The sequence below is a fragment of the Agrococcus sp. GCM10030265 genome (assembly GCF_042666675.1).
Taxonomy (GTDB): domain Bacteria; phylum Actinomycetota; class Actinomycetes; order Actinomycetales; family Microbacteriaceae; genus Agrococcus.
The window spans coordinates 313,004-338,904 of the sequence record NZ_JBHTCZ010000002.1 but is presented as its reverse complement, the minus strand read 5'-3'; the positions used below and the strand labels follow the sequence as shown (position 1 = coordinate 338,904).

Here is a 25,901-nt window from a genome sequence, read left to right as displayed (position 1 = left end):
TCAGTCGGTGACGCGACCGAGGTACGAGCCGTCGGTCGTGTTGATCTTCACGCGCGTGCCCTGCTCGACGAAGAGCGGCACCTGGATCTCGGCGCCCGTCTCGACCGTCGCGGGCTTCGTGCCGGCGTTCGAGCGGTCGCCCTGCAGGCCGGGCTCGGTGTACGTGACCTCGAGCACGACGGATGCGGGCAGCTCGACCTGGAGCGCCTCCGACTCGTGCATCGTGATCTGGGCCGTCGCGCCGTCGAGCAGGAACTTCGCCGCGTCGCCCACGATCTCGGGGCTCACCTGGAACTGCTCGTACGTGTCGTTGTCCATGAACACGAAGTCGGTGCCGTCGTTGTACAGGAACTGGTAGTCGCGGCGGTCGACCGTCGCGAAGTCCATCTTCGTGCCCGCGTTGAACGTCTTGTCGACGACCTTGAGGCTGCGCACGTTGCGGAGCTTGGTGCGCACGAACGCGCCACCCTTGCCGGGCTTGACGTGCTGGAACTCGATCACGCTCCAGAGCTGCCCGTCGATGCTCAGCACCGCGCCGTTCTTGATGTCGTTCGTCGTCGCCATGTGTCCCTCGTGTGAGAAGTCGTCGCGGCCCGTGAGGGGCCGACGAAGCATCCTAGCCGACGGGCCCCGAGGCCCCGGGGAGGCTCAGGCCAGACGGGCGAGGATCGCGAGCGTCGCGAGACGGTAGCCGTCGATCCCGAAGCCGGCGATCACGCCCGTCGCGACGCCCGAGATCGTCGAGGTGTGACGGAAGGACTCGCGCGCATGCGGATTCGTGATGTGCACCTCGACGAGGGCGATGCCGGCCGTCGTCACCATGGCGCACGCATCGCGCAGCGCGTACGAGTAGTGCGTGAACGCGGCGGGGTTCAGCACGACGGGCGTGCGGGTGTCGACGGCCTCGTGGATCCAGCGCACGAGCTCGGCCTCGGAGTCGGTCTGCCGGAGGTCGACCTCGACGCCCGTCGACGAGACGACGCGCTCGACGTCGTCGAGGCCGGCGGAGCCGTAGACGTCGGGCTCGCGGGAGCCGAGGCGACCGAGGTTCGGGCCGTTGAGCACGAGGATGCGCATGGGCACGAGCCTACGGTGCGCCCTCGACGGCGCGGCGCGACGCCGGGTCGTCAGTCCGCGAGCGACTGGTACGCCGTGAAGAGCATCGAGTCGTCCGGTCCCTCGAGCACGCGCGGGCGCGCGACGTCGTCGAGCACGATGAAGCGCAGCATCGCCCCACGCGCCTTCTTGTCGCGGCGCATCGTCGCGAGGAGCGTCTGCCAGCGCCCCATCGGGTACGTCGTCGGCAGCTCGAGCGACTCGAGGATCGCGCGGTGCCGATCGACGACCGACTCGGGCAGGCGTCCGGCGAGGCGACCCAGCTCGGCGGCGAACATGAGCCCGATCGCGACGGCCGCCCCGTGGCGCCAGCGGTAGCGCTCGGTGTGCTCGATCGCGTGGCCGAGCGTGTGCCCGTAGTTCAGGATCTCGCGCAGACCCTGCTCGGTGAAGTCCTCCGCCACGACGTCGGCCTTCACCTGGATGGCGCGGGCGACGATCTCGGCGAACTCGGGCGTCGTCGGGTCGGTGGCCGCGTCGAGCCGCTGCTCGAGGAGGTCGAGGATCGCCGGGTCGGCGATGAAGCCCGCCTTCACGATCTCGGCGAAGCCCGTCAGCAGCTCGTTGCGCGGCAGGGTGTCGAGCAGCGCGACGTCGCAGACCACGCGCGTCGGGTGGTGGAAGGCGCCGACGAGGTTCTTGCCCTGCTCGGTGTTGATGCCCGTCTTGCCGCCGACGGCAGCATCCACCATGCCGAGCACGCTCGACGGGGCGAGCACGATGCCGACGCCGCGCAGCCACGTCGCCGCCACGAAGCCCGCGAGATCGGTGACGGCGCCGCCTCCGAGCCCCACGACCATGTCGGTCCGCGTGAAGTCGGCCTGGCCCATGATCTGCCACAGGAACTGCGCGACCTCGATGCGCTTCGCCGCCTCGGCGTCGGGCACCTCGGCGAGGAGCACGTGATCGCCGAGCGCCGCCTTCAGCGCATCCGCCTGCCTCGCCATGGCCGGCTGATGCACGACGAGCACCTGCGCGGCCCCCGCGAGCGCGTCCGTCAGCTGCGGCAGCAGGATGTCGCGGCCGACGACGACGTCGTAGGGGCGCTCGGTGCGGACGGTGATCGTGGTCACGGGTTGGCCTCCAGCCAGGTGGCGATCTCGGCGACGATGTCGCTCATCTTGCGGCGCGACGCGTCGACCTCGAGGTCGGCGATCGCGCGGTACGTGGGCTCGCGCTCGGCGAGGATGCGGCGCCAGGCGTCGATGCCGTCCGACGCGAGCAGCGGCCGCGCCGACCCCGCGATGCGTCGCTCGGCCTGCCGGTCGTCGATCATGAGCAGCACGACGCGGGCGCCCGTGAGCCGCTCCTGCGTCGCCGTGGCGAGCGGTGCCCCGCCGCCGAGCGACACGACGGCGCCATCGACGAGCGACGCCGCGACGACCTCCGCCTCGATGCGCCGGAACTCGGGCTCGCCGCGCGACGCGAAGAGGTCGGCGATCGCGCCGTGCTCGCGCACGATCTCGCGGTCGGTGTCGACGAACCTCGCGCCGATGCTGCTCGCGAGCTTCCGGCCGACGCTCGACTTGCCGGCAGCCATCGGCCCGATGAGCGCGACGGGTCTCACGCGTCCGTGACCAGCGTCTCGGGGATCGCGGCGAGGTAGGCGTCGAGGTTGCGGCGCACCTCGGCGACCGAGTCGCCGCCCAGCTTCTCGAGCATGGCGTCGGCGAGCACGAGGGCGACCATCGCCTCCGCCACGACGCCCGATGCGGGCACGGCGCACACGTCGGAGCGCTGGTGATGCGCCGCGGCGGCCTCGCCGGTCGTCGTGTCGATCGTGCGCAGCGCCCGCGGCACCGTCGCGATCGGCTTCATGCCCGCACGCACGCGCAGCACCGTGCCGGTCGTCATGCCGCCCTCGGTGCCGCCCGCGCGGTCGGTGACGCGCTCGATGCCGCCGTCGCCGGGCACGAGCTCGTCGTGCGCGACGGAGCCGCGGCGCCTCGTGGTCTCGAACCCGTCGCCGACCTCCACGCCCTTGATCGCCTGGATGCCCATGAGCGCACCCGCGAGGCGGGCGTCGAGCCGGCGGTCCCAGTGCACGTACGAGCCGAGCCCCGGCGGCAGGCCGTAGGCGCAGACCTCGACGACGCCACCGAGCGTGTCGCCGGACGACTTCGCATCCTCGACCTCGGCGAGCATCGCCGCCGACGTCTCGGCGTGGTGGCAGCGCAGCGGGTCGGCGTCGAGCGCGTCGACGTCGTCCGGCGTGGGGATGGGCGAGCCATCCGGCACGCGCACGGGCCCGATCGCGAGCGTGTGGCTCACGAGTCGCACGCCCAGCTCGCCGAGGAACGCCTTGGCGACGGCGCCGAGCGCCACGCGAGCGGCGGTCTCGCGTGCGCTCGCACGCTCCAGCACGGGTCGGGCCTCGTCGAAGCCGTACTTCTGCATGCCGACGAGGTCGGCGTGGCCGGGCCTCGGGCGCGTGAGCGCTGCCGCACGAGCGCCGCTGGGCGCCTCGTCGGGCACGGCCGGGTTCATGACGTCCGTCCACTTCGGCCACTCGGTGTTGCCGATGCGCAGCGCGACCGGCGACCCCATCGAGCGGCCGTGGCGCACGCCGCCGGAGATCGACAGCGCATCCTGCTCGAACCTCATGCGCGCCCCCCGGCCGGCGCCGAGCTTGCGCCGCTGCAGGTCGGCCTGGATGGCCTCGGCCGTCACGGGCACGTCGGCGGGGAGTCCCTCGAGGATCGCGAGGAGCTCGGGGCCATGGCTCTCGCCTGCGGTCAGCCATCGAAGCATGGCATCCATCCTTCCATCCCGTGCACGTGTCGACGCGCACGAAGGCGATGCAGGGCGCTCAGGCCGCGGCCACCATCGCCGCCCACGCCTCGGCCTCGCGGTCGACGGGCGCCTCGGGGTCGGCGTGCACGAAGATGCGCACCTGCCGCAGCGCCTGGTGCAGCAGCATCGCGAGGCCGGGCACGAGCGGCGCGACGCCCTCGTACCTGCTCGCGCCCGACGCGTAGTCGGCGTCGAGGATGGCGAGCGGGCCCACGAGCGCGGGTGCGGCGTCTGCGGATGCGGGCAACGTGCTCACGACGACGTCGCCCGCGAGCGGCGAGGCGCCGGGTCCGACGAGGCGCACGTCGACGCCGAGCCGCGCGCCGAGCGCCACGAGCCGCTCGCCCTTCGCGGGCGTGCGCAGCCACGCGTCGACGCGGCCCGCGCCCATCTCGGCGAGCGCGCACACCGCCGACGCAGCGGTCGCTCCCCCGCCGACGATCGCGCCGCGCTCGATGCCGGCGACGCCCGCCTCCGCGAACGCGCCGACGATGCCCGCGACGTCGGTGTTCCACGCGGCTCCGAGGTCGACCCGCAGCGTGTTCGCCGCGCCCGTGCGCTCGACGAGCGCGTCGCGGTCGGTGGCCCACGCCGCCGCCGCCTCCTTGAGCGGTGCCGTCACCGACAGCCCGAGCCACTCGGGACCGAGCGCGTCGACGAACCCCGCGAGCGCATCCGCCCCGAGCCGCTCCCGCCCGTACGACCAGTCGAGCCCGAGCGCCTCGTAGGCGGCGGCGTGGATGCGCGGCGACCGGGAGTGCTCGACCGGATCGCCGAGCACCGCCAGCCTGCGCATCAGCTGCCGTACTCGGGGTTCGCCCGCAGCCACTCCTGGAATCGCAGCACCGCCTGGTCGTGCTGGGCGAGCGTCTCCGAGAAGACGGTCTCGCCCGTCGACGGGTCGACGGTGACGAAGTACAGCCAGTCGCCCTCCGCGGGCGAGAGCCACGCGTCGAGCGCCGCATCGCCAGGCGCTCCGATCGGGCCGATCGGCGGGCCGGGATGCACGTACGTGTTGTACGGGTTGTTGCCGTCCGCGCGCTCCACGTCGGTCGTCGTGATGACGCCGAAGTCGCCGATGCCGTAGTGCACGGTGGCGTCGGACTGCATGAGCATGCCGATGTCGAGGCGGTTCTGGAACACGCGCGCGACCTGCGGGAAGTTCTCGATGGGGCCGCCCTCGCGCTCGACGAGCGACGCCATCGTCACGACCGACTGCCACTGCTCCTGCGGCACGCCGCGCTCCTGCAGGGCCTGCTCCATGCGGTCGACCATCGTCTGCAGCATCTCGGCCGCGGTCTGGCCGCCGTCGAACGTGTACGTCGCGGGGAAGAGCCAGCCCTCGAGCGAGGTGCCCGGCACGCCGTAGGCGGCGGGATCGGCGCCCGCCTGCACGAAGTCGGCCTCCGGGATGCCGGACTGCTCGGCGAGCCGCGCGTACACCTGCTGGATCACGAAGCCCTCGGGGATCGCGATCTGCAGCACGACGCGGTTCGCCTCGTCGCGGAGCGCGTCGAGCGCGGCCTGCGACGACATCTCGCTCGCGAGCCGGTACGAGCCGGGCTGGAAGGAGATGCTCGGGTCGGCGACGAGCAGATCGTAGAACGACTCCTGGTCGGCGATGACGCCCTCCTCCTCGAGCATCGTCGCGACCTGCGCACCGGTCCAGCCGGACTCGATGCGCACGACGACCTCGCCGGATCCCGCGCCCGAGAAGTCCTCGGGCTCGGCGAAGCGATCCGTGATGGCGGGTCCGAACAGCGCCCATCCGCCACCGAGCACGGCGGCGACGATGGCGACGAGCGCCACGAGGATCACGATGCCGCCGCGCCTGCCGCTGCGACGCCTCGCGGGCTTCGCGGCCTTCGTCGGTCGCTCGCCGCGGCCGCGAGCCACTGGCGCACGCGGCGTGGCGGCCGGCGTGGAGGCGGCCGTCGTGGTCGCCCAGGGCGTCTGCGACGTCGGCGTGGCGAGCGCATCGGCGATGGCCTCGACGCCCGCGGGCTCGGATGCGTCGGCCTGCGCGGAGGCGGCGGGCTCAGCCGAGCGTCGAGTGGCCGGCTCCTGCGACGCGCGCGCAGGCTCGCCAGCGCTCGGGCTGCCGAAGATGTCCTCGAAGGTCGGCTCCGCGGGCTCAGCCGGCTCGGCCGGCTGCGCGGGCTGCCCCACGGGCTCCCGCGGCTCCTCGGGCCGCTGCGACTGCTCGGGCTGCCCCGGCAGCTCGGGCTCCTGGCCGTGCTCGGGCATGCCCGGCGGTCTCCCCCGACGTCCCATCAGTCCTCCTCGTGGTCCACCATCATGCCCGGCAGGCGACCGGACCGCTCTGCGTCGAGCGCGTGCTGCAGGATGACGACGGCCGCTGCCTGGTCGATCACCGCGCGCTGCTGCCGCGTCGATCGCCCTGCCTGACGCATCCCCGCCTGCGCCGTCACGGTCGACAGGCGCTCGTCGACGAGGCGCACGGGGGCGACGGCGACGAGGGCTGCGGCGACGTCGCGCGCGTCCTGCGTGCTCGCGGTGTCGCCACCGGAGAGCGAGAGCGGCAGCCCGACGACGAGCTCGACGACGTCGAGCTCGTCGACGAGCGCCGCGAGTCGCTGCACGACGCCGTCGACGCCATCGCGCTGGATGGTCTCGACAGGCGTCGCCAGCAGGCCGTCGCGATCGGAGCGAGCGACCCCGACGCGGACCCTGCCCACGTCGATGCCGAGCCGCACGCCCTGGCGCATCAGGCGAGGCCCTCGACGATCGCGCGGAGCGCCTCCGGCATCCGCGCGGCGTCCGTGCCGCCGCCCTGCGCGAGGTCGGGCTTGCCGCCGCCGCCTCCGCCGAGCACCGAGGCCGCCGCCTTCGCGAGCGGGCCGGCCTGCACCCCGGCGTCGCGCGCAGCCTGGTTCGTCGCGACCACGACGACGGGCTTGTCGCCCACGGTCGCGCCGAGCGCGACCGTCGCGGGCTCCGCGCCGAGGCGCTCGCGCACCTGGATCGCGAGCGAGCGAACGTCGTCGGCGGAGCCGAGCGTGCCGAGGTCGGCCGCGACGAGCCGCGAGCGGCCCTCGCGCGACGCGGTCTGCGCCAGCTCGGGCACGCGCAGCGCGAGGCGCTGCGACTCGAACTCCGCGACCTTGCGCTCGGCTGCCCGCAGGGATGCGACGAGGTCGTCGATGCGCTGCGGCAGCTGGTCCTTCGGCGTGCGGAGGCTCTGCGAGATCGACTGCACGAGCGCGCGCTCGGCCGCGAGCTCGCGGAAGGCGTCCTGCCCGACGATGGCCTCGATGCGACGGTTCGTCGCCCCGACGCTGGACTCCCCCGTGATCGCGACGAGGCCGATCTGCCCGGACGACGAGACGTGCGTGCCCGCGCAGAGCTCGCGCGACCACGGTCCGCCGATGTCGACCATGCGCACGGTGTCGCCGTACTTCTCGCCGAAGAGCGCCATGGCGCCCGCCTCGCGGGCCTCGTCGAGCGGCATGACGCGCGTCGCGACCTCGAGGTCGTCGGCGATGGCCGTCGATGCGATCTCCTCGAGCTCCGAGCGCGTGTCGGCGCTCAGCGGGTTCGACCAGGAGAAGTCGAGGCGCATGTAGCCGGCCTTGTTGTAGGAGCCCGACTGGTGGGCGTCCTGACCGAGCACCTGGCGCAGCGCCGCGTGGATGACGTGGGTCGCCGAGTGCGCCTGCGTGGCACCGCGACGGTAGGCGGCGTCCACGATCGAGTGCGCACGGTCGCCGACGCCGACCTCGCCGGAGGCGATGGTGACGGTGTGGCTCGTGAGCCCCGGCACGGGCCGCTGCACGTCGACGACGTCGGCCTCGAACGCGTCGCCCACGAGTCGACCCTCGTCGGAGTCCTGGCCGCCGGACTCCGCGTAGAGCGCCGTCGCCGTGAGGATGAGCTCGACCGTCTCGCCCGCCGCCGCCCGCTGCACGCTGGCGCCGTCCTTGAGGATGCCGACGACCTCGCCGTCGGCCTCGAGCTCCTCGTAGCCGAGGAACGTCGTCTCGCCGGCCGCGCGGAACTCGCCGTACACCGAGCGGTCGGCGAGCGCACCGCGCTTCGCCTTCGCGTCGGCCTTCGCGCGCGAGCGCTGCTCGCCCATGAGCCGATCGAACGCGGCGCGGTCGACCGTGAGCCCCTGCTCCTCGGCGATCTCGAGCGTGAGGTCGATCGGGAAGCCGTACGTGTCGTGCAGCAGGAAGGCCGTGTCGCCAGCGAGCTGCACGCGACCATCGCCCTTCGTCGAGGCGACCGCCCCGTCGAGCACCGTCGAGCCGGCCTCGAGCGTCTTCAGGAAGGTCTCCTCCTCGGCGAACGCGAAGCGCGACAGGCGCGACCAGTCGGTCGCGAGCTCGGGATAGGCGTCCTGCATGGCGTCGCGCGACGCCGCGAACAGCGTCGGGAAGGTCGGCTCGTCGACGCCGAGGAGCCGCATGGCGCGGATGGCCCGGCGCATGAGGCGGCGCAGGATGTAGCCGCGACCCTCGTTGCCGGGCGTCACGCCGTCGGAGAGCAGCATGAGCGACGAGCGCACGTGGTCGGCCACGACCCGCATCCGCACGTCGTCCTCGTGGTCGGCGCCGTAGGGGCGGCCCGAGAGCTCGGCCGCGAGATCGAGCACGGGGCGCACCTGGTCGATCTCGTACATGTTCTCGACGCCCTGCTTGAGGAACGCGATGCGCTCGAGACCCATGCCGGTGTCGATGTTCCTCGCGGGCAGCTCGCCCACGATGCGGAAGTCGGTCTTCGACCGCACGTCGGCGATCTGGTCCTGCATGAAGACGAGGTTCCAGATCTCGACGTAGCGGTCGTCGTCGGTCGCGGGGCCGCCGTCCGCGCCGTACGCCGGGCCGCGGTCGAAGAAGATCTCCGAGCACGGGCCGGCAGGGCCGGGCTGCCCGGTCGACCAGTAGTTCGTGTCGCGGCCGAGCCGCTGGATGCGCTCCTCGGGCAGGCCCGCGATCTCGCGCCACAGCGCGACGGCCTCGTCGTCGGTCTCGAAGACCGTGACCCACAGGTCGTCGGGCGAGAAGCCGAGGTTGCCGTCGTCCTCGGCGCCGGTGAGGAACTCCCAGGCGTACGCGATCGCCTCGCGCTTGAAGTAGTCGCCGAACGACCAGTTGCCGGTCATCTGGAAGAAGGTGCCGTGCCGCGGCGTACGGCCGACCTCCTCGATGTCGTTGGTGCGGATGCACTTCTGCACGTCGGCGGCGCGCGGGTACGGCGCGGGCTCCTGCCCCGTGAGGTACGGGATGAACGGCACCATGCCGGCGATCGTGAACATGATCGTCGGGTCGTCGCTCACGAGCGATGCCGACGGCACGATCGTGTGGTCCTTGCGCTCGAAGAAGCGCAGGAAGCGGTCATGGATCTCGGCGGTCTGCATCGTGCTCTCGGCTCGCATCTCTCGCGCCCATGCGGGCGCCGCGGCCTCCTGGGGAGGGCCGCGATCGGTCGTTCGTGGCGTGCGGCGACTACTCGCCGCGCAGCTCGCGGTCGCGGCTCGAGTACCCGTCCTTCACGGCGTCGGTGAACTCGCGCACCCGCGCGTCGGCGCCGCCGAGGATCTCCCTGCCCTTCGGCGTCTGCTGCATGCGCGTGACGGCCACGGCGCCGACGACGGCACCGAGGGCGAGCAGGGCGATGGTCCTCATGGCTGATCTCCTCGTGGGACGTGGACGGCCAGTCTATCCGCGCGGTCGGCGCAGACGGGCGAGGGCCGCCCGGGATTCCCGGACGGCCCTCGTTCGCTGCCCTGGGTCAGCGGGCTGCGTAGTACTCGACGACGAGCTGGACGTCGCAGACGATGGGGACCTCTGCGCGCTTCGGGCGGCGCACGAGGCGCGCCTGGAGGCGGTCGAGCGTCACGTCGAGGTAGCCCGGGACGGGGGGCAGCACCTGTGCGTGGCCGCCCGCGGCCGCGACCTGGAAGGGCTCCATGCCCTCCGAGCGCTCGTGCACGCCGATGACCTGGCCCTCCTTCACGCGGAACGAGGGGCGGTCGACGCGCTGGCCGTCGACGGTGATGTGGCGGTGCACGACGAGCTGGCGGGCCTGCGCCGTCGAGCGGGCGAAGCCGGCGCGGACGACGAGGGCGTCGAGACGCATCTCGAGCAGCTCGACGAGGTTCTCACCGGTCAGGCCCGCCTGGCGACGAGCCTCGTTGAACGTGAGGCGCAGCTGCTTCTCGCGGATGCCGTACTGGGCCCGCAGACGCTGCTTCTCGCGCAGACGGACGGCGTAGTCGCTGTCGGCCTTGCGCTTCGTGCGTCCGTGCTGGCCGGGGCCGTAGGGGCGCTTCTCGAGGTACTTGGCGGCCTTCGGGGTGAGGGCGACGCCGAGCGCACGCGACTTGCGCGTGATGCTGGTCTTGGTGGTCATGCGTTGCTTCCTTCGCATCGCGGCCGCGCGAGCGGCCAGCCGGTCTCCCGGCTCAAGGATGGGTGGTGACCCGAATGGGCCGTCGTCCAGGCTACCAGACCGGCCGCCGCCAGCCGCGGCGCGACGTCAGTCGCCGCGCAGGATCGCGCGGATGCGCTCGAGCCGAGCGCCGACCTCGCGCTCGAAGCCGTGCGCGCCCGGCTCGTAGTAGACGGTGCCGACGAGCTCGTCGGGCAGGTACTGCTGCGTGGCGACGCCGTGCGGCGCATCGTGCGCGTAGCGGTAGCCCTTGCCGTGGCCGAGCCGCTTCGCCCCCGGGTAGTGCGCGTCGCGCAGATGCGTCGGCACGCGACCGAAGGCGCCGCGGCGCACGTCGGCGATGGCGGCGTCGACGCCGCGGTACGAGCGGTTCGACTTCGGGGCGGTCGCCAGGTACACCGTCGCCTCCGCGAGCGGGATGCGCCCCTCCGGCATGCCGATGAGCTGCACGGCCTGCGCGGCGGCCGTCGCGATGACGAGCCCCTGCGGATCGGCCATGCCGACGTCCTCCGAGGCGAGGATGATGAGCCGCCGCCCGATGAAGCGGGCGTCCTCGCCCGCCTCGATCATGCGCGCGAGCCAGTGCAGCGCGCCGTCGGGGTCGGAGCCCCGCACCGACTTGATGAAGGCGCTGATGACGTCGTAGTGCTCGTCGCCCTGGCGGTCGTAGCGCAGCAGCGCCGCGTCGACGCTCTCGGCCACGATCTCGTCGGTGACGAGCGGCTGCACGGCGTCGTCCGCGTCGCCGTGGTCGTCGTCGTCCTCGTCGTCGTCGTCCTCGTCGTCGACCGCCCTCGTCTCGACCAGCGAGAGCACGTGCGAGCCCGCTGCCTCGAGCACCGTGAGCGCGCGCCGCGCATCGCCGGAGGCGAGCCGCACGATCGCGGCGCGCGCGGCGTCGTCGAGCCGGATGCGGTCGCCGAAGCCGCGCGGATCGACGACCGCGCGGTCGAGGAGCCCTGCGAGCTCGTCGTCGGGCAGCTGCTCGAGCGTGAGCAGCAGCGAGCGCGACAGCAACGGACTGATGACGCTGAACGACGGGTTCTCCGTCGTCGCCGCGATGAGCGTGACCCAGCCGTTCTCGACGCCGGGCAGCAGCGCATCCTGCTGCGCCTTCGTGAAGCGGTGGATCTCGTCGAGGAAGAGCACGGTCTGCGTGTCGTAGAGGTCGCGCGTCGACAGCGCCTCCTCCATGACCTGCCGTACGTCCTTCACGCCGGCCGTCACGGCGCTCAGCTCGACGAAGCGCCGGTCGCTCGAGGCCGCGATCGCCTGCGCGATCGTCGTCTTGCCGGTGCCCGGCGGACCCCACAGGATGACCGACTGCCCGGTGCGCGCACCCGGCGTCGCGAGGCGCCGCAGGGGCGACCCGTCGCGCAGCAGATGACGCTGCCCGACGACCTCGTCGAGCGAGCGCGGCCGCATGCGGACCGCGAGCGGCGCGGTCGACGATCCGAGCCCCGCGTTCGCCATGCCGACCATCGTAGGGTCGGCCACCGACCACCGGCGTCCCGGCACAGTCGCAGCCGCTACGCTCGTCCGAGCGATCCAGACGGGAGATCATCGGTGACGAGCACCAAGGAGCAGCAGCGGCGCGTCCGCGACTACCGCGCACGCCGTACGGTGCACGAGCGCAAGCAGCGCAGGCTGCGCCGCGACAACGTCATCGCCGTCGCCGCGGTCGTGGTCGTCGGCGCGCTCGCGGGCCTCGGCCAGTGGTGGTACGCCGACGCGAACCCCGCGCAGGACGCCGCCGCCTCGGAGTCGCCCTCGCCCTCTACGACCGACGAGGCGAGCGCATCCGAGGCCGTGCCCGATCCCTCGCTCGCCGAGGAGCGCACCTGGACGGGCACGCTCACGATCAACGGCATCGACCTCGGCATCGAGCTCGACGGCGCCGCCGCGCCGCAGGCCGTCTCGGCCGTCGTCAACGACATCCAGACGGGCTACTACCCCGGCAAGACCTGCCACCGCCTCACGACCGCCGAGCGCTTCGAGGTGCTGCAGTGCGGCTCGATCGACGGCACGGGCGCAGGCGACCCCGAGTACCAGTACGGCCCGATCGAGAACGCCCCCGAGGACGACGTGTACCCCGCTGGCACCATCGCCATGGCGCGCGCCGGCGGCGACGCGAACTCCAACGGGCACCAGTTCTTCATCGTCTACGGCGACACCGACATCCCGTCGGACGCAGCAGGCGGGTACACGGTGATCGGCACCGTCACGAGCGGCCTCGACCAGCTCGTCGGCGACGTCATCTCGGCCGGCACGAAGCCCGACGAGGCCACCGGCACGGCGCCGCAGGACGGCGAGCCCGCCGAGCCCGTGACGATCGATGCCGCGACCGTCGAATGACGGCCCGCGCGTGAAGTAGCCTGGGGCCATGGACGCGAACCCGTGGGGCCGCGTCGACGAGCATGGCACCGTCTCCGTCCGTGAGGGCGAGCAGTGGCGTGAGGTCGGCCAGTACCCCGACGCGAGCCCCGATGAGGCGCTCGCCTACTTCCAGCGCAAGTACGCAGACCTCGAGGGGCAGGTGCGCCTGCTCGAGCAGCGGCAGCGTGCCGGCGCCTCGGCGAACGACGTGCAGAAGGCCGCGAGGCATCTGCGCGAGTCGGTCGTCGGGGCCAACGCCGTCGGCGATCTCGAGGCCCTGCTCACGCGGCTCGACGCCCTCGCAGGCAAGCTCGAGGAGCTGAGCGCCGAGCAGAGGGCCGAGGCCGAGCAGCAGGCGCAGGTCGCGATCGCCGACCGCGAGGCCATCGTGGCCGCCGCGGAGGAGCTCGCGGCCCGCGACCCGAAGCAGGTGCAGTGGAAGCGGGCCAGCGCCGAGCTCGACGAGCTCTTCCAGCGTTGGCAGACCGCGCAGAAGGACGGCCCGCGCATCCCGAAGTCGGTGGCCGACGCGCTGTGGAAGCGGTTCCGCGACGCGCGTCAGACCGTCGAGCAGGGTCGCCGCGCGTTCTTCTCCGAGCTCGACTCGCAGCACAAGGATGCCCGCACCCGCAAGCAGGCGCTCGTGGAGCGCGCGCAGGCGCTCGCACCGCAGGGCGCCGACGGCATCCCCGCGTACCGATCGCTCCTCGACGAGTGGAAGGCTGCTGGCCGTGCGGGCCGCAAGGTCGACGACGCGCTCTGGGCCGACTTCAAGGCCGCGGGCGACCTCCTCTTCCAGGCGAAGTCCGAGGCATCCGCCGTCGTCGAGGGTGAGCAGGGCGAGAACCTCGCCGCGAAGCGCGCCATCCTCGAGGAGGCCCAGCCGCTCCTGCAGGAGACCGACCGCGCCAAGGCGCGCGAGATCCTCACGGGCCTGCAGCGCCGCTGGGACGAGATCGGCCGCGTGCCCCGCGACGCCGTGCGCGAGGTCGAGGACGGCATGCGCCGCGTCGAGGCCCACGTCCGCAAGCTCGACGACGACCACTGGCAGCGCTCGAACCCCGAGCGCAAGGCGCGCTCCGAGGGCCTCGCAGGTCAGCTCGAGGAGTCGATCGAGCAGCTCGAGGCGGCACTCGAGGCCGCGCGGGCGTCGAAGGACGCCGGCAAGGTGGCCGGATGGCCAGACGGTCGGTGCCGGTCTGCACCGACGCCGAGAGGATGTTGACGTGGTGCTCGCTCAGCACCCGCGTCACGTCGGAGAGCAGCCCCGAGCGATCGAGCGCCTCGACCTGGATGTGCACGAGGAAGATGCTCTTGACGTTGTCGGCCCACGACACGTCGATCATGCGCTCGGGTTCGGCGAGCAGCCCCTGCACGTTGGGGCACGTGCGCTGATGCACGCTCACGCCCTGGCCGCGCGTCACGAAGCCGACGATGTCGTCGCCCGGCACGGGCGTGCAGCACTTCGACAGCTTCACGAGGATGTCGTCGGCGCCGCGCACGAGCACGCCCGAGCCCGACGCGCGCGGCTGCACGCGCGAGGGGCTGACGGGGATGATCTCGTCCTCGTCGACGGTGCCCTGCAGGCCCGCCACGACCTTCTCGAGCACCGACTGCGTGGACACGTGGCCCTCGCCGACCGCGGCGTAGAGGCCGTTGACGTCGTCGTAGCCCATCGACGAGGCGACCTCGACGAAGGACTCGCGGCTCATGAGCTGCTGCAGGGGCAGGTTGTGCCGCCGCATGGCCTTCGCGATCGCGTCGCGGCCCTGCTCGATCGCCTCGTCGCGGCGCTCGCGCGTGAACCACTGACGGATCTTGTTGCGTGCGCGAGCGCTCTGCACGAATGAGAGCCAGTCCTGGCTGGGCCCGGCATCGGGATTCTTCGAGGTGAAGACCTCGACGACGTCGCCCGTCTGCACGCGGGTGTCGAGCGGCACGAGACGCCCGTTGACCTTCGAGCCCATCGTGCGGTGCCCGACCTCGGTGTGCACGGCGTACGCGAAGTCGACGGGCGTCGCGCCGGCGGGCAGGCCGATGACCTTGCCCTTCGGCGTGAAGACGTAGACCTCCTTCGCGCCGATCTCGAAGCGCAGCGAGTCGAGGAACTCGCCGGGATCCTGCGTGTCGGCCTGCCAGTCGTTCAGGTGCGCGAGCCACGCCATGTCCTCGCCCGTGACGGCGCGGCCACCGCCCTGCTTGTACTTCCAGTGGGCGGCGACGCCGTACTCGGCGCGCCGGTGCATCTCCTCGGTGCGGATCTGGATCTCGACGTGGCGACCCTCGGGGCCGACGACCGTCGTGTGCAGCGACTGGTACAGGTTGAACTTCGGCGTCGCGATGTAGTCCTTCATGCGACCGGGCATGGGCTTCCATCGCGCGTGGATCTGCCCGAGCACCGCGTAGCAGTCGCGCACGCTCGGCACGATGACCCGCACGCCCACGAGGTCGTAGATGTCGGCGAACTCGTGGCCGCGCACCTGCATCTTGTTGTAGATCGAGTAGTACTGCTTCGGCCTGCCCGTCACGCGGCCCTTGATGCGGGCGCCGCGCATGTCGTCGACGAGCACCTGCACGACCTCCTCCATGTAGCGGTCGCGCTCGGGCGCGCGCCCCTCCACGAGGTTCTTGATCTCGACGTACACCTTGGGGTTCAGCACCGCGAACGAGAGGTCCTCGAGCTCGGTCTTCATCGCCTGGATGCCGAGGCGGTGCGCGAGGGGCGCGTAGATCTCGATGGTCTCCCGCGCCTTGCGCTGCGCGGACTCGCTGGCGACGAAGCCCCAGGTGCGCGCGTTGTGCAGGCGGTCGGCGAGCTTGATGACGAGGACGCGGATGTCCTTCGCCATGGCCACGACCATCTTGCGCATCGTCTCGGCCTGCGCGGCCTCGCCGTACTGCAGCTTGTCGAGCTTCGTCACGCCGTCGACGAGCATCGCGACCTCGTCGCCGAAGTCGGCCCGGCACTGGTCGAGGGTGTACTCGGTGTCCTCGACGGTGTCGTGCAGCAGCGCAGCCGCGATCGTCACGGGACCGATGCCGAGGTCGGCGAGGATCTGCGCGACCGCGACGGGATGCGTGATGTAGGGCTCGCCCGACTTGCGGAACTGCCCCTGGTGCGCGCGCTCGGCGACGACGTACGCGCGCTGGATCAGTCCGACGTCGGCCTTCGGATGGTGCCCCTTGACCGTGCGGATGAGGTCGTCGACCGCACCCGCACGGCTCGACCGCGAGAACAGGAAGGGCAGCAGGGTGCGAAACGCGCCGGTGGTCTGCGTCTCGCTCATGCGTCCATCCTGCTCTCGCGGACGTGCCGTCAGACGACTGCGCCGCGCTCGGACGGGCGCTTGGCCCTGGCCTCGCCGATGCGATCGTTGCTGCGCATCTGCGCGTAGAGGGGCGCGGCGACGAACAGCGTCGCCCACGCGCCCACGAGCGTGCCGATGAGGAGCGCGAGCGAGATGTCGCGCAGCGTGCCCGCGCCGAGCAGGAACGACCCGATGAAGAGGATCGCGGCCGTCGGCAGCGCGGCGATCACCGAGGTGTTGATCGAGCGCACGAGCGTCTGGTTGACGGCGAGGTTGATGTTGTCGGCGTAGGTGCCCGAGACGCCCGGTGCGGTGTTCTCGCGGATCTTGTCGAACACCACGACCGTGTCGTACAGCGAGTAGGCGAGGATCGTCAGGAATCCGATGACCGCCGCCGGGGTGATCTCGAAGCCGACCGTGCCGTACACGCCGATCGTCACGATGAGCGTGAAGAACAGCGACGCGAGCGCGGCCACCGACATCTTCCAGGTGCGGAAGTAGAACGCCATGACGACCGCCGCCAGCACGACGAACACGAGGAGGCCCACGATCGCCTGCCTCGTGATGTCCTGACCCCACGACGGACCGACGAACGACGACGTGATGTCGTCGGCCGACACGTCGAGCGCCTCGGCGAGGGCGTCGCGGATCTCGACGGTGTCGGAGTCGGAGAGCTGCTCGGTCTGCACGCGCAGGCCGTCCTGCCCGATCTGCGCCACGTTCGGCACGGCCGATGCGCCGAGCACGTCGGTCACCGCGTCGGCCGCGACCTGCTCGTCGACCTGCTCGACGCCCGAGACGCGGAACTCGCTGCCGCCACGGAACTCGATGCCGAACTCGAAGCCGCCACGCACGAGCGGGCCGATGATGCACACCGCGATGACGGCGAGCGCGACGAGGAACCACGTCCGCCGCTTCGCGACGAACGGGAACGACGACTCGCCCGTGTAGAGGCGGTTGCCGAACTGGGTGAGGGATGCCATCACCGCTCCTGCTCTGCCGAGGCGGATGCCTTGCGCTCGGCGATCGACTGGCGACGCTGGGCCTCGCGCGAGCTCGTCGCGCCCCTGCCGGCTGCGACGGGGTCGCGGAACTGCGCCCTGCCGCGGTAGACGGCGCCGAGAGCCTTGGGGTCGAGGCCCGACATCGGGTGCCCGCCGGAGAAGAATCGCGTGCGGGCGACGAGCTGCAGCATCGGGTGCGTGAACAGCGCCACGACGATGAGGTCGATGATCGCCGTGATGCCGATCGTGAATGCGAAGCCGCGCACGTTGCCGACCGCGACGAGGTACAGCACGACCGCCGCGAGCAGGTTGAGGGCCTTCGAGGCGAGGATCGTGCGGAACGCTCGCCGCCATCCGGCCTCGACGGCGCTCGTGAGGGCTCGCCCGTCGCGCAGCTCGTCGCGGACGCGCTCGAAGTACACGATGAACGAGTCGGCGATGAGGCCGATCGAGATGATGAGGCCCGTCACGCCGGCGAGCGAGAGGCGGTAGCCCTCGGCCGACGACAGCCACGTGATGATGAGGTACGTCAGGCCACCCGCGATGAGCAGCGACGCGATCGTCACGACCGCGAGGGCGCGGTACTGGAAGATCGAGTATCCGACGACGAGGATGAGGCCGATGAGGCCGGCGATGATGCCCGCCTGCAGCTGGCTCTCGCCGAGCGTCGCCGCGATGGTCTCCTCCGACTGCACCTCGAAGCCGATGGGCAGCGAGCCGAACTTCAGCTGGTCGGCGAGCGACTGCGCCGACTCCTGGTCGAAGCCGCCCGTGATGGAGGCCTCGCCGTTCGTGATGACGGCGTTCGACTGCGGGGCGATGATGACGGCGCCGTCGAGCACGACCGCGAACTGGTTGCGGGGGCTCTCGAGGCTCGTGATGCGGGTCGTGACCTCGTCGAACGCCTCGGTGCCCGCGCCGTCGAGCTGCAGGCGGACCTCCCACTCGTTCGTCGCGGCACCCGTCGACGTGAGGGCCTGGCCGGCCGTCGCGTCGGCGATGTCGGAGCCCTCGACCTCGGTCGGACCGAGGATGTAGCGGGCCGTGCCGTCCTCGCTGCACGTGATGAGCGGCTCGTCGGTCGGCTGCTCGCCCCGCTCGGGGTCCTCGAGCGACGCGCAGTCGAACGTGTCGAACTCGGCCTGCAGCGTCGGCGTGATCCACGCGAGGTCGGAGGCGTCGGCGGGCTCGGCGGCTGCGGGGTCGTCGGCGGGCGGCGTCTGCTCCTGCGCGGCCTGGTTCGTCTCGATCTCGGCGGGCGACAGCGCCGCGGCGACGACGAGCACGGGCCGGAACTCCATGAGCGCGCTCGCACGGAGGCGATCCATCGTCGCGTCGTCGACCTCGCCGGGGATGGCGACGACGATGTTGCGCCCACCCTGCGTCGTGATCTCGGCCTCGGAGACGCCGGAGGCGTCGACGCGGTCGCGGATGATCTCGACCGCCTGGTCGAGCTGCTCGTCGGTGACCTCCTGGCCTTCGCGCAGCTGCGGCTCGAGGATCACCTGCGTGCCACCCTCGAGGTCGAGCGCGAGCCGCGGCGTCCAGGCGCCGTCGCCTCCTGCGACGCTCGCCCAGTTGAGCGCCGCGAAGAGCGCCCCGATGACGACGAGCCAGATGAGTGCGCGCCCGGTGCGCGCCCGCGCCCGCGCCACTACGGGCGCTCGGTGGTGGTGCCGTCGCCGCTGGTCTCGGCGTCGTCGACCGGCGTCGCGTCGGCGGGAGCGTCGTCCTCGACGACGCGGGCGAGCGTCTGGCGGTGCACGCGCAGCGTCGTGCCCGGCGCGACCTCGATGAGGGCCTCGTTGCTCTCGTCGTCGATCGCCACGAGCAGGCCGAAGAGGCCGAAGTTCGTCATGACCTGGGCGCCCGGACGCATCTTCGTCTGCAGCTCCTCCTGCTGCGCCTTGCGCTTCCGGCTGTTGCGGAACATGAAGAAGATGAGCACCGCGAGGACCAGCAGCATGCCGATCGTCAGCGGGTCGAAGACGAAGCCGCCCTGGGCGTTGTCGTTCGCGGTCTGAGGGAGGAGATGCATGTGGAAGTCGCTTCAGTCGAAGTGCGGATGGGTCCGGCTCGGGGCATGCGTGCGCGCGGGCACGGACCCGATGATCATAGTCGATCGTCCAGCGTGGGGTGCACGACCACACCGGCGTGGACGAGGCCCTCCGGCGTCGCGACGCGGCCGCGCGGCGTGCGGGCGAGGAGCCCCTCGCGCACGAGGTACGGCTCGACGACCGACTCGATCGTGTCGGCCTCCTCGCCGACCGAGGCCGCGAGCGTCGACAGGCCGACGGGCCCGCCGCGGAAGCGGTGCGCGATCGTGTGCAGCACGGCGCGGTCGAGGCGGTCGAGCCCCGCCTCGTCGACGTCGTAGAGACGCAGCGCCGCCCGCACGGCCTCGATGCCGTCGCTGCCGGCGTGCACGAGCAGCCAGTCGCGCACGCGGCGCAGCAGGCGGTTGGCGATGCGGGGCGTGCCGCGGCTGCGACGCGCCAGCTCGGCGACGGCCTCGTCGGGCAGCGGGACGCCGAGCAGCGAGGCCGAGCGGCGCAGCACGCGCTCGAGGTCGGCGGGGTCGTAGAACTCGAGGTGGGCCGTGAAGCCGAAGCGGTCGCGCAGCGGGCTCGGCAGCATGCCGGACCTCGTCGTCGCCGCGACGAGCGTGAACGGAGCGAGCTCGAGCGGGATCGAGGTGGCACCCGCTCCCTTGCCGACCATGATGTCGATGCGGAAGTCCTCCATCGCGAGGTACAGCATCTCCTCGGCGGAGCGCGCCATGCGGTGGATCTCGTCGACGAAGAGCACGTCGCCGGGCGTGAGGGCGCTCAGCACGGCGGCGAGGTCGCCGGCGTGCTGGATGGCGGGCCCCGACGACAGCCGCACGGCGCGTCCCGTCTCGGCGCCGATGATCATCGCGAGCGTCGTCTTGCCGAGCCCGGGAGGGCCTGCGAGGAGGATGTGGTCGGGGCTGCGATCCTGCAGCGCGGCCGCGCGCAGGAGCACCTCGAGCTGGCCGCGCACCTTCGGCTGCCCGACGAACTCGGCGAGGGAGCCGGGTCGCAGCGCGCCCTCGAACGCGATCTCGTCGCCCGTCGCCTCCGGCTGCGTGAGCTCGTCGGTCACCTGCGCGGCCCCAGCTCGGCGAGCGCGGCGCGCAGCAGCGAGCCTGCGTCGGGCTGCGCGCCCACCGCGTCGAGCGCGGCGCGCGCCTGCCGCTCGGGCCATCCGAGGCCCGTGAGCGCCACGAGCACGTCGGCACCGGCGTCGCCGACGGCGGCGGGTGCGGGTGCGGACGCGTGCAGCTTGCCTGCGAGCTGCACGATGATGAGGCGCGCGGTCTTCGGACCGATGCCGCTGACGGCCTTGAAGGCCCGCTCGTCCTCGCGCTCGACGGCGTCGGCGAGCTGGTCGGGCGTCATGTGGCTCAGCACGCCGAGCGCCGACTTCGGGCCGACGCCCGAGACGCCGCGCAGCAGGTCGAAGGCGTCGAGCTCGGCCTGCGAGCCGAAGCCGTAGAGCGACAGGTCGTCCTCGCGGACGATGAGGGTCGTGTGGAGCGCGATGGTCGAGCCGACGGAGGCGACGAGCGACTGCTGCGGCGTCACCGACACCGCGAGCCCGACGCCGCCGACGCCCACGACGATGCGGTTGCCTGCAGCGCCCAGCACCGTGCCGTCGAGCCTCGCGATCATGGGCTCCAGCCTAGGTTCGACGGGTGACGGCGTCCGGTCGCCGCGCCGTCGCTCACCTGCGGGTGGCGCGCTCCGCCGCCTGCCACGCGAGCTGCGCAGGCGTGAGGCCCGCGGTGGGGGCGACCGATCGCGCGCTCCATGCATGGCAGATCGCGATCGCGAGGGCGTCGGCGGCGTCCGCCGGTCGGGGCGCGGCGTCGAGGCCGAGGATGCGCTGCACCATCGTGCCCACCTGCCGCTTGTCGGCCTGCCCGTACCCGGTGACGGCGGCCTTCACCTCGCTCGGCGTGTGCAGCTCGACGGGGATGCCGCCCGCCGCGGCGGCGCGCAGCACGAGTCCCGAGATCTGCGCGACGCCCATGACGCTGCGCACGTTGTGCTGCGCGAAGACGCGCTCGATGGCGATGGCGTCCGGCCGGTGCTCGGCGATCGCCGCCTCGATGCCCGTGGCGATGCGATGCAGCCGCTGCTCGAGCGCCTCGTCGGCGGCCGAGCGAAGCACGTCGACCGTCACGAGGCGCACCGAGCGCCCTGCGGCGTCGACGACCCCGACGCCGCAGCGCGTCAGGCCCGGGTCGATGCCCAGGATGCGCACGGCGACGACCGCCCGAGCCCGCTAGTCCTCGTCCTCGGCGTCGAGCGCGGCCTGCGCCTCGGGCGTGAGCGCGTGGTTCGTGAACACGTTCTGCACGTCGTCGGAGTCCTCGAGGGCGTCGATGAGGCGCATGACCTTGCGCGCGGTCTCGGCATCGACCTCGACCTTGAGGTCGGCCACGAACTCCGCCTCGGCGGAGTCGTAGTCGATGCCGGCGTCGACGAGCGCCGAGCGCACGGCGACGAGGTCGTTCGGCTCGGAGACGATCTCGAACCCGCCGCCCTGGTCGACGACGTCCTCCGCGCCGGCGTCGAGCACGACGAGCAGGATGTCGTCCTCCGTGACGTCGTCGGTCTTCGTGACCGACACGACGCCCTTGCGGTGGAAGTTGTAGGCGACCGAGCCGGGGTCGGCCATCGTGCCGCCGTTGCGGCTCATGGCGGTGCGCACCTCGGCGGCCGCGCGGTTCTTGTTGTCGGTGAGGCACTCGATCATGAGCGCGACGCCGCCGCCCGCGTAGCCCTCGTACATGATCGTCGTGTACTCGACGGCGTCGCCCGAGATGCCCGCACCGCGCTTGATGGCGCGATCGATGTTGTCGTTGGGCACCGACGTCTTCTTCGCCTTCTGCACCGCGTCGTACAGCGTCGGGTTGCCTGCGAGGTCGGCGCCGCCGAGCTTGGCCGCGACCTCGATGTTCTTGATGAGCTTCGCGAACGACTTCGCGCGGCGCTGGTCGATGACGGCCTTCTTGTGCTTGGTCGTCGCCCACTTGGAATGTCCGGACACGTGCCCTCCCGGTCGGTCGACGCATCAGTCTACCGGCGGCGCCCGCGTCGCACGGCCCGCCCGGCCCGATCAGGACGTCGCGACGTCCCTGCGACGGCGCACGCCGGATGCCGAGAGCTCGAGCCCTGCGAGCGCGTCGAGCACCGCGTCGTCGCCGTCGCGGATGGCGCGCAGCGGATCGGGTGCGACGGCCTGCAGCTCGCCGAGCGGTCGGGCGACGAGCGCGCGCAGGGCGAGCAGGTCGCGTCCGGCGGGCGTGGCGGCGACCCTGGCGGTCTCGGCGGAGCGCAGCGCGAAGCGCAGCCGGGGCACGAGCCAGACGACGACGAGCACGAGCGCGGTGACGATCCACACCGCCGCCCCGACGCCGGTGGCGAGCGCGTGGATCGCTGCCTCGAGCGTGCGCCCGGCCGTCGTCAGCTCGTCGGCGGCGCCGGCGGCATCGACGAACGGCTGGCCGAGACCCGAGCCGACGAGCGGGATGTCCTCGAGCCCGTCCGCCGCGCCCAGCAGGGTGTCCGAGAGCTGCGAGCCCGCGTCCTGCATCTGCACGCCGAACCGCGCGAGCGAGTCGATCGCGCGCGTGACCTCCCCGGCGAGCCAGATCGCCGCGACGAGCGCGCCGACCGCGGCGAGGTCGCCCAGGACCTGCCAGGCGAGACGGTCGGGCCTGGCCGAGTAGAGCTGCATGGCGCCGAGGCTATCGTCGGCGCTCGTCCAGCCGACGCTGCCACCATCGGCGCATGACCTCTCGTCGCATCCTCGCCGCCGCCGTCGTCGCGCTCGGCACGCTCGCGCTCTCGGGGTGCGTGCTCTCGCCGCCCGCGCCGGCTCCCGGCGCGCCGGCGACGACCGAGCCCGCGACGCAGCCGCCCGCGCCCTCCACCCCCGCCTCGTCGGCGCCGGCGACGAGCGAGCCCGCCGATCCGCCGTCGAGCTCGGCGCCCGCTGCGCCCACGGGCTCGACCGTGACGATCGACGGTCAGCCCACCGGCTCCTGGGGCGCGATCGTCGAGTGCTCGGTGTTCGGCGGCACGGCGCTGCTCTCGTCGAGCGACGACACCGGATCGATGTTCGGCACGGGCTCCGACGAGTCGGGGTCGTGGCAGGCCACCGGCATGCTGCTGAACGACGGCGACTCGTCCTACGTCCAGCGCGACGAGACGGCGCCGGCCACCTACGAGGGCGGGACCTTCTCGACGGAGTTCGCGGCGCTCGACCTGACGGGCGCGACCGTGACGGTCGCGCTCAGCACGCCCTGCTGATCGCGGCAGTCCGGCTCAGTCGAGCCACGCCTCCTGCAGCTCGGCGCGGACCTCCTCGATGAGGCGAGGCAGCGCCTTCGTCTTCGCGATGATCGGGAAGAAGTTCGAGTCGAGCGCCCACCGCGGCACGATGTGCTGGTGCAGGTGGTCGGCGATGCCGGCGCCTGCGACACGGCCCTGGTTCATGCCGATGTTGAAGCCGTCGTTGCCGCTCACGTGCGCGATCGTGCGCATCGCCTGCTGCGTGAGCAGGCCGATCTCGGCGACCTCCTCCGCCGTCGCGAGGTCGTAGGTCGCGACGTGCCGGTACGGGCACACCATGACGTGGCCCGTGTTGTACGGGAAGAGGTTCATCAGCACGAAGGCGTGCTCGCCGCGATGCACGACGAGCCCGTCCGGGTCGGCGAGCGTCGGCGCGATGCAGAACGGGCACGCGTCGCGCTCGGGCTGCTGCCCCTGCTGGATGTACGCCATCCGATACGGCGTCCACAGCCGCTGGAACTCGTCGGGCACGCCCGGCAGCTCCGACGACATCCACGTGGGCGCACCCGCCTCGCGCGTCGGGTCGTCCGGCAGAGGGAAGTCCTCGGGACCGCGACCGTCGGCGCTCGGCATCAGGCCACCAGCTCGGTCTGGCGCGACTCGATCGCCTCGACGATGCGGGCGATCGCGTCGTCGACGGGCACGCCGTTCTCCTGCGTGCCGTCGAGGAAGCGGAACGAGACGCTGCCGGCCTCGGCGTCCTTCCCGCCCGCGATGAGCTGGAAGGGCACCTTCGCGAGCGTGTGCGTGCGGATCTTCTTCTGCATGCGCTCGTCGGAGTGGTCGACGTCGATGCGCACGCCCTTCGCGCGAAGGCGCGCCGCGATCTGGTCGAGGTAGTCGGCGTAGTCGGCGGCGACGGGGATGCCGACGACCTGCACGGGCGCGAGCCACGCGGGGAAGGCGCCGGCGTAGTGCTCGAGCAGGATGGCGAAGAAGCGCTCGATCGAGCCGAACAGGGCCCGGTGGATCATGATCGGGCGCTGCTTCGATCCGTCGCGACCGGTGAACTCCAGGTCGAAGCGCTCGGGCAGGTTGAAGTCGATCTGCACCGTCGAGAGCTGCCACGTGCGCCCGATGGCGTCCTTGGTCTTCAGGTCGATCTTCGGACCGTAGAACGCAGCCTCGCCTGGCACCTCGGTGAGCTGGAGCCCGCTCGCCTGCGCGACGCGGCGCAGCGCATCCGTCGCCTCCGCCCAGTGCTCCTCGTCGCCGATCCACTTCGACTTCTCGTCGTCGCGCATCGACAGCTCGAGCGCGAAGTCGGTGAGGCCGAAGTCGCGCAGCAGCGACAGCACGAACTCGAGCACCTTGCCGCACTCGGCCTCGAGCTGGTCGGGCGTGACGAAGAGGTGCGCGTCGTCCTGCGTGAAGCCGCGCACGCGCGTCAGGCCGTGGAGCGCGCCCGAGAGCTCGTTGCGGTAGACCGTGCCGTTCTCGGCGAGCCGCATGGGCAGGTCGCGGTACGACCGAGCACGCTCCTTGTAGATGAGGATGTGCATCGGGCAGTTCATGGGCTTCAGGTAGTAGTCGGCGCCCTGCTTGACGATCTCGCCGTCGGCGTCGCGCACCTCGTCCATGTGGATGGGGGGCCAGATGCCCTCGGCGTACGTCTGCAGGTGCCCGGAGACCGAGAACAGGTCGGCCTTCGAGATGTGCGGCGTGTAGACGTACGAGTAGCCGCCCTCGAGGTGGCGCCTGCGCGCGTGCTGCTCCATCTCCTGGCGCACGATGCCGCCGCGCGGGTGCCACACCGACAGGCCCGAGCCCACCTCCTCGGGGAACGAGAAGAGGTCGAGCTCCTTGCCGAGCCGGCGGTGGTCGCGCTTCGCTGCCTCCTCGAGCCGGGCCTGGTAGGCGCGCAGCTCGTCCTTCGTGGGCCACGCGGTGCCGTAGATGCGCTGCAGCTGCGGGTTCGACTCCTTGCCGCGCCAGTAGGCGGCGGCGACGCGCATGAGCGCGGCGCCGTTGCCGACCATGCGCGTCGAGGGCAGGTGCGGTCCGCGGCACAGGTCCTTCCAGACCGTCTGGCCCTCGCGGTCGACGTTGTCGTAGATGGTCAGCTCGCCGCCGCCGACCTCGACGGCCGCCTCGTCGTTCGGGCCCTTCAGCCCGATGAGCTCGAGCTTGTAGGGCTCGTTCGCGAGCTCGGCGCGCGCCTCGTCCTCGGTGACGACGCGGCGCGTGAAGCGCTGCCCCTCGCGGACGATGCGATCCATCTCCTTCGAGATCGCCTTCAGCGCCTCGGGGGTGAAGGGCTCGGCGACGTCGAAGTCGTAGTAGAAGCCGTCGTGGATGGGCGGGCCGATGCCGAGACGAGCCTGCGGGTCGATGCGCTGCACCGCCTGCGCCAGCACGTGCGCAGCCGAGTGGCGCAGGATGGCGAGGCCGTCCTCCGAGTCGATCGTCACGGGCTCGACCGTCTGCGTGTCGGTCACCTCGCGAGCGAGGTCCTGGAGCTCGCCGTCGACGCGCATGGCGACGACGGCACGGTCGGTGAA

The 25,901-nt window shown here is 72.1% G+C and carries 25 protein-coding genes and 1 pseudogene; 3 read left to right on the top strand and 23 right to left on the bottom strand.

Annotation, left to right across the window (positions count from 1 at the left end):
- From efp to ACFQPP_RS05715, 12 genes are all read right to left on the bottom strand, one after another.
- Nucleotides 1-564, bottom strand: coding sequence for an elongation factor P (gene efp / locus ACFQPP_RS05770; protein WP_376915596.1), 564 nt, complete (start codon nucleotides 562-564; stop codon nucleotides 1-3).
- Between the two features lie 84 nt (nucleotides 565-648).
- Entirely contained in the window at nucleotides 649-1,077 is a 429-nt protein-coding gene (locus ACFQPP_RS05765; RefSeq protein WP_376915595.1) for a type II 3-dehydroquinate dehydratase, read from the bottom strand.
- 50 nt (nucleotides 1,078-1,127) lie between these two features.
- Nucleotides 1,128-2,189: a 3-dehydroquinate synthase gene (gene aroB / locus ACFQPP_RS05760; protein WP_376915594.1), complete on the bottom strand. Its 1,062-nt coding sequence runs from the start codon at nucleotides 2,187-2,189 to the stop codon at nucleotides 1,128-1,130.
- A complete protein-coding gene (locus ACFQPP_RS05755) occupies nucleotides 2,186-2,683 on the bottom strand; it encodes a shikimate kinase (protein ID WP_376915593.1) in 498 nt (165 codons plus the stop codon). The genes aroB and ACFQPP_RS05755 overlap by 4 nt, the downstream gene beginning before the upstream one ends.
- Nucleotides 2,680-3,867: a chorismate synthase gene (gene aroC / locus ACFQPP_RS05750; protein ID WP_376915592.1), complete on the bottom strand. Its 1,188-nt coding sequence runs from the start codon at nucleotides 3,865-3,867 to the stop codon at nucleotides 2,680-2,682. The genes ACFQPP_RS05755 and aroC overlap by 4 nt, the downstream gene beginning before the upstream one ends.
- A 58-nt stretch (nucleotides 3,868-3,925) precedes the next feature.
- Complete coding sequence (locus tag ACFQPP_RS05745) at nucleotides 3,926-4,705, bottom strand: shikimate dehydrogenase family protein (protein ID WP_376915591.1); 780 nt, start codon at nucleotides 4,703-4,705, stop codon at nucleotides 3,926-3,928.
- Nucleotides 4,705-6,183, bottom strand: a complete 1,479-nt coding sequence (mltG, locus tag ACFQPP_RS05740; RefSeq protein ID WP_376915590.1) for an endolytic transglycosylase MltG — start codon at nucleotides 6,181-6,183, stop codon at nucleotides 4,705-4,707. The genes ACFQPP_RS05745 and mltG overlap by 1 nt, the downstream gene beginning before the upstream one ends.
- Nucleotides 6,183-6,638, bottom strand: coding sequence for a Holliday junction resolvase RuvX (ruvX, locus tag ACFQPP_RS05735; protein WP_376915589.1), 456 nt, complete (start codon nucleotides 6,636-6,638; stop codon nucleotides 6,183-6,185). The genes mltG and ruvX overlap by 1 nt, the downstream gene beginning before the upstream one ends.
- Nucleotides 6,638-9,292 carry an alanine--tRNA ligase gene (gene alaS / locus ACFQPP_RS05730; protein WP_376916760.1) on the bottom strand — a complete coding sequence of 885 codons (2,655 nt, stop codon included), beginning with the start codon at nucleotides 9,290-9,292 and terminating at the stop codon, nucleotides 6,638-6,640. The genes ruvX and alaS overlap by 1 nt, the downstream gene beginning before the upstream one ends.
- An 88-nt stretch (nucleotides 9,293-9,380) precedes the next feature.
- Nucleotides 9,381-9,560 carry a hypothetical protein gene (locus ACFQPP_RS05725; RefSeq protein WP_376915588.1) on the bottom strand — a complete coding sequence of 60 codons (180 nt, stop codon included), beginning with the start codon at nucleotides 9,558-9,560 and terminating at the stop codon, nucleotides 9,381-9,383.
- Nucleotides 9,561-9,666: 106 nt separating this feature from the next.
- Nucleotides 9,667-10,287: a 30S ribosomal protein S4 gene (rpsD, locus tag ACFQPP_RS05720; protein WP_376915587.1), complete on the bottom strand. Its 621-nt coding sequence runs from the start codon at nucleotides 10,285-10,287 to the stop codon at nucleotides 9,667-9,669.
- A gap of 126 nt (nucleotides 10,288-10,413) precedes the next feature.
- Nucleotides 10,414-11,799 (bottom strand): replication-associated recombination protein A, encoded by a 1,386-nt coding sequence (locus ACFQPP_RS05715; protein WP_376915586.1) that lies wholly within the window; start codon nucleotides 11,797-11,799, stop codon nucleotides 10,414-10,416.
- A gap of 93 nt (nucleotides 11,800-11,892) precedes the next feature.
- On the opposite strand from ACFQPP_RS05715, the gene ACFQPP_RS05710 reads away from it, so the two are divergent.
- Together ACFQPP_RS05710 and ACFQPP_RS05705 are read left to right on the top strand one after the other, a co-directional pair.
- A complete protein-coding gene (locus ACFQPP_RS05710) occupies nucleotides 11,893-12,681 on the top strand; it encodes a peptidylprolyl isomerase (RefSeq protein ID WP_376915585.1) in 789 nt (262 codons plus the stop codon).
- 28 nt (nucleotides 12,682-12,709) lie between these two features.
- A pseudogene (locus ACFQPP_RS05705) lies at nucleotides 12,710-13,618 on the top strand (DUF349 domain-containing protein); the annotation flags it as partial.
- 10 nt (nucleotides 13,619-13,628) lie between these two features.
- Here ACFQPP_RS05705 and ACFQPP_RS05700 read toward each other — a convergent pair.
- The 9 genes from ACFQPP_RS05700 to ACFQPP_RS05660 form a co-directional block, all read right to left on the bottom strand.
- Entirely contained in the window at nucleotides 13,629-15,989 is a 2,361-nt protein-coding gene (locus ACFQPP_RS05700; protein WP_376915584.1) for a RelA/SpoT family protein, read from the bottom strand.
- A gap of 29 nt (nucleotides 15,990-16,018) precedes the next feature.
- The gene (gene secF / locus ACFQPP_RS05695; RefSeq protein WP_376915583.1) at nucleotides 16,019-16,993 is read right to left on the bottom strand and encodes a protein translocase subunit SecF; all 975 of its coding nucleotides are present in this window, start codon (nucleotides 16,991-16,993) and stop codon (nucleotides 16,019-16,021) included.
- Entirely contained in the window at nucleotides 16,993-18,669 is a 1,677-nt protein-coding gene (gene secD, locus ACFQPP_RS05690) for a protein translocase subunit SecD (RefSeq protein ID WP_376915582.1), read from the bottom strand. The genes secF and secD overlap by 1 nt, the downstream gene beginning before the upstream one ends.
- Nucleotides 18,669-19,052: a preprotein translocase subunit YajC gene (yajC, locus tag ACFQPP_RS05685; protein ID WP_376915581.1), complete on the bottom strand. Its 384-nt coding sequence runs from the start codon at nucleotides 19,050-19,052 to the stop codon at nucleotides 18,669-18,671. Before yajC ends, secD begins: the two co-directional genes overlap by 1 nt.
- A 74-nt stretch (nucleotides 19,053-19,126) precedes the next feature.
- Nucleotides 19,127-20,140 carry a Holliday junction branch migration DNA helicase RuvB gene (gene ruvB / locus ACFQPP_RS05680; RefSeq protein WP_376915580.1) on the bottom strand — a complete coding sequence of 338 codons (1,014 nt, stop codon included), beginning with the start codon at nucleotides 20,138-20,140 and terminating at the stop codon, nucleotides 19,127-19,129.
- Nucleotides 20,137-20,709, bottom strand: coding sequence for a Holliday junction branch migration protein RuvA (gene ruvA / locus ACFQPP_RS05675; RefSeq protein WP_376915579.1), 573 nt, complete (start codon nucleotides 20,707-20,709; stop codon nucleotides 20,137-20,139). The genes ruvB and ruvA overlap by 4 nt, the downstream gene beginning before the upstream one ends.
- A 52-nt stretch (nucleotides 20,710-20,761) precedes the next feature.
- Nucleotides 20,762-21,304, bottom strand: a complete 543-nt coding sequence (gene ruvC, locus ACFQPP_RS05670; RefSeq protein WP_376915578.1) for a crossover junction endodeoxyribonuclease RuvC — start codon at nucleotides 21,302-21,304, stop codon at nucleotides 20,762-20,764.
- A gap of 21 nt (nucleotides 21,305-21,325) precedes the next feature.
- The gene (locus ACFQPP_RS05665) at nucleotides 21,326-22,093 is read right to left on the bottom strand and encodes a YebC/PmpR family DNA-binding transcriptional regulator (RefSeq protein WP_376915577.1); all 768 of its coding nucleotides are present in this window, start codon (nucleotides 22,091-22,093) and stop codon (nucleotides 21,326-21,328) included.
- A 69-nt stretch (nucleotides 22,094-22,162) separates the two neighbouring features.
- Nucleotides 22,163-22,783: a hypothetical protein gene (locus ACFQPP_RS05660; protein WP_376915576.1), complete on the bottom strand. Its 621-nt coding sequence runs from the start codon at nucleotides 22,781-22,783 to the stop codon at nucleotides 22,163-22,165.
- A 53-nt stretch (nucleotides 22,784-22,836) separates the two neighbouring features.
- Here ACFQPP_RS05660 and ACFQPP_RS05655 point away from each other — a divergent pair, with 53 nt between their 5' ends.
- A complete protein-coding gene (locus ACFQPP_RS05655; RefSeq protein ID WP_376915575.1) occupies nucleotides 22,837-23,358 on the top strand; it encodes a hypothetical protein in 522 nt (173 codons plus the stop codon).
- A gap of 15 nt (nucleotides 23,359-23,373) precedes the next feature.
- Here the strand turns inward: ACFQPP_RS05655 and ACFQPP_RS05650 are convergent, their stop codons facing one another.
- Both ACFQPP_RS05650 and thrS read right to left on the bottom strand, forming a co-directional pair.
- Entirely contained in the window at nucleotides 23,374-23,892 is a 519-nt protein-coding gene (locus ACFQPP_RS05650; protein ID WP_376916759.1) for an HIT family protein, read from the bottom strand.
- 80 nt (nucleotides 23,893-23,972) lie between these two features.
- Nucleotides 23,973-25,877 carry a threonine--tRNA ligase gene (thrS, locus tag ACFQPP_RS05645; protein WP_376916758.1) on the bottom strand — a complete coding sequence of 635 codons (1,905 nt, stop codon included), beginning with the start codon at nucleotides 25,875-25,877 and terminating at the stop codon, nucleotides 23,973-23,975.
- Nucleotides 25,878-25,901 lie beyond the last annotated feature (24 nt).

Coding starts and splice junctions, on each gene's coding strand:
- efp (WP_376915596.1), bottom strand. CDS start 564: ATGGCGACGACGAACGACATCAAGAACGGCGCGGTGCTGAGCATCGAC.
- ACFQPP_RS05765 (WP_376915595.1), bottom strand. CDS start 1,077: ATGCGCATCCTCGTGCTCAACGGCCCGAACCTCGGTCGCCTCGGCTCC.
- aroC (WP_376915592.1), bottom strand. CDS start 3,867: ATGCTTCGATGGCTGACCGCAGGCGAGAGCCATGGCCCCGAGCTCCTC.
- ACFQPP_RS05745 (WP_376915591.1), bottom strand. CDS start 4,705: ATGCGCAGGCTGGCGGTGCTCGGCGATCCGGTCGAGCACTCCCGGTCG.
- mltG (WP_376915590.1), bottom strand. CDS start 6,183: ATGGGACGTCGGGGGAGACCGCCGGGCATGCCCGAGCACGGCCAGGAG.
- ruvX (WP_376915589.1), bottom strand. CDS start 6,638: ATGCGCCAGGGCGTGCGGCTCGGCATCGACGTGGGCAGGGTCCGCGTC.
- alaS (WP_376916760.1), bottom strand. CDS start 9,292: ATGCAGACCGCCGAGATCCATGACCGCTTCCTGCGCTTCTTCGAGCGC.
- ACFQPP_RS05725 (WP_376915588.1), bottom strand. CDS start 9,560: ATGAGGACCATCGCCCTGCTCGCCCTCGGTGCCGTCGTCGGCGCCGTG.
- rpsD (WP_376915587.1), bottom strand. CDS start 10,287: ATGACCACCAAGACCAGCATCACGCGCAAGTCGCGTGCGCTCGGCGTC.
- ACFQPP_RS05715 (WP_376915586.1), bottom strand. CDS start 11,799: ATGGCGAACGCGGGGCTCGGATCGTCGACCGCGCCGCTCGCGGTCCGC.
- ACFQPP_RS05700 (WP_376915584.1), bottom strand. CDS start 15,989: ATGAGCGAGACGCAGACCACCGGCGCGTTTCGCACCCTGCTGCCCTTC.
- secF (WP_376915583.1), bottom strand. CDS start 16,993: ATGGCATCCCTCACCCAGTTCGGCAACCGCCTCTACACGGGCGAGTCG.
- yajC (WP_376915581.1), bottom strand. CDS start 19,052: ATGCATCTCCTCCCTCAGACCGCGAACGACAACGCCCAGGGCGGCTTC.
- ruvA (WP_376915579.1), bottom strand. CDS start 20,709: ATGATCGCGAGGCTCGACGGCACGGTGCTGGGCGCTGCAGGCAACCGC.
- ACFQPP_RS05660 (WP_376915576.1), bottom strand. CDS start 22,783: ATGCAGCTCTACTCGGCCAGGCCCGACCGTCTCGCCTGGCAGGTCCTG.
- ACFQPP_RS05655 (WP_376915575.1), top strand. CDS start 22,837: ATGACCTCTCGTCGCATCCTCGCCGCCGCCGTCGTCGCGCTCGGCACG.
- ACFQPP_RS05650 (WP_376916759.1), bottom strand. CDS start 23,892: ATGTCGTCGGAGCTGCCGGGCGTGCCCGACGAGTTCCAGCGGCTGTGG.
- thrS (WP_376916758.1), bottom strand. CDS start 25,877: ATGCGCGTCGACGGCGAGCTCCAGGACCTCGCTCGCGAGGTGACCGAC.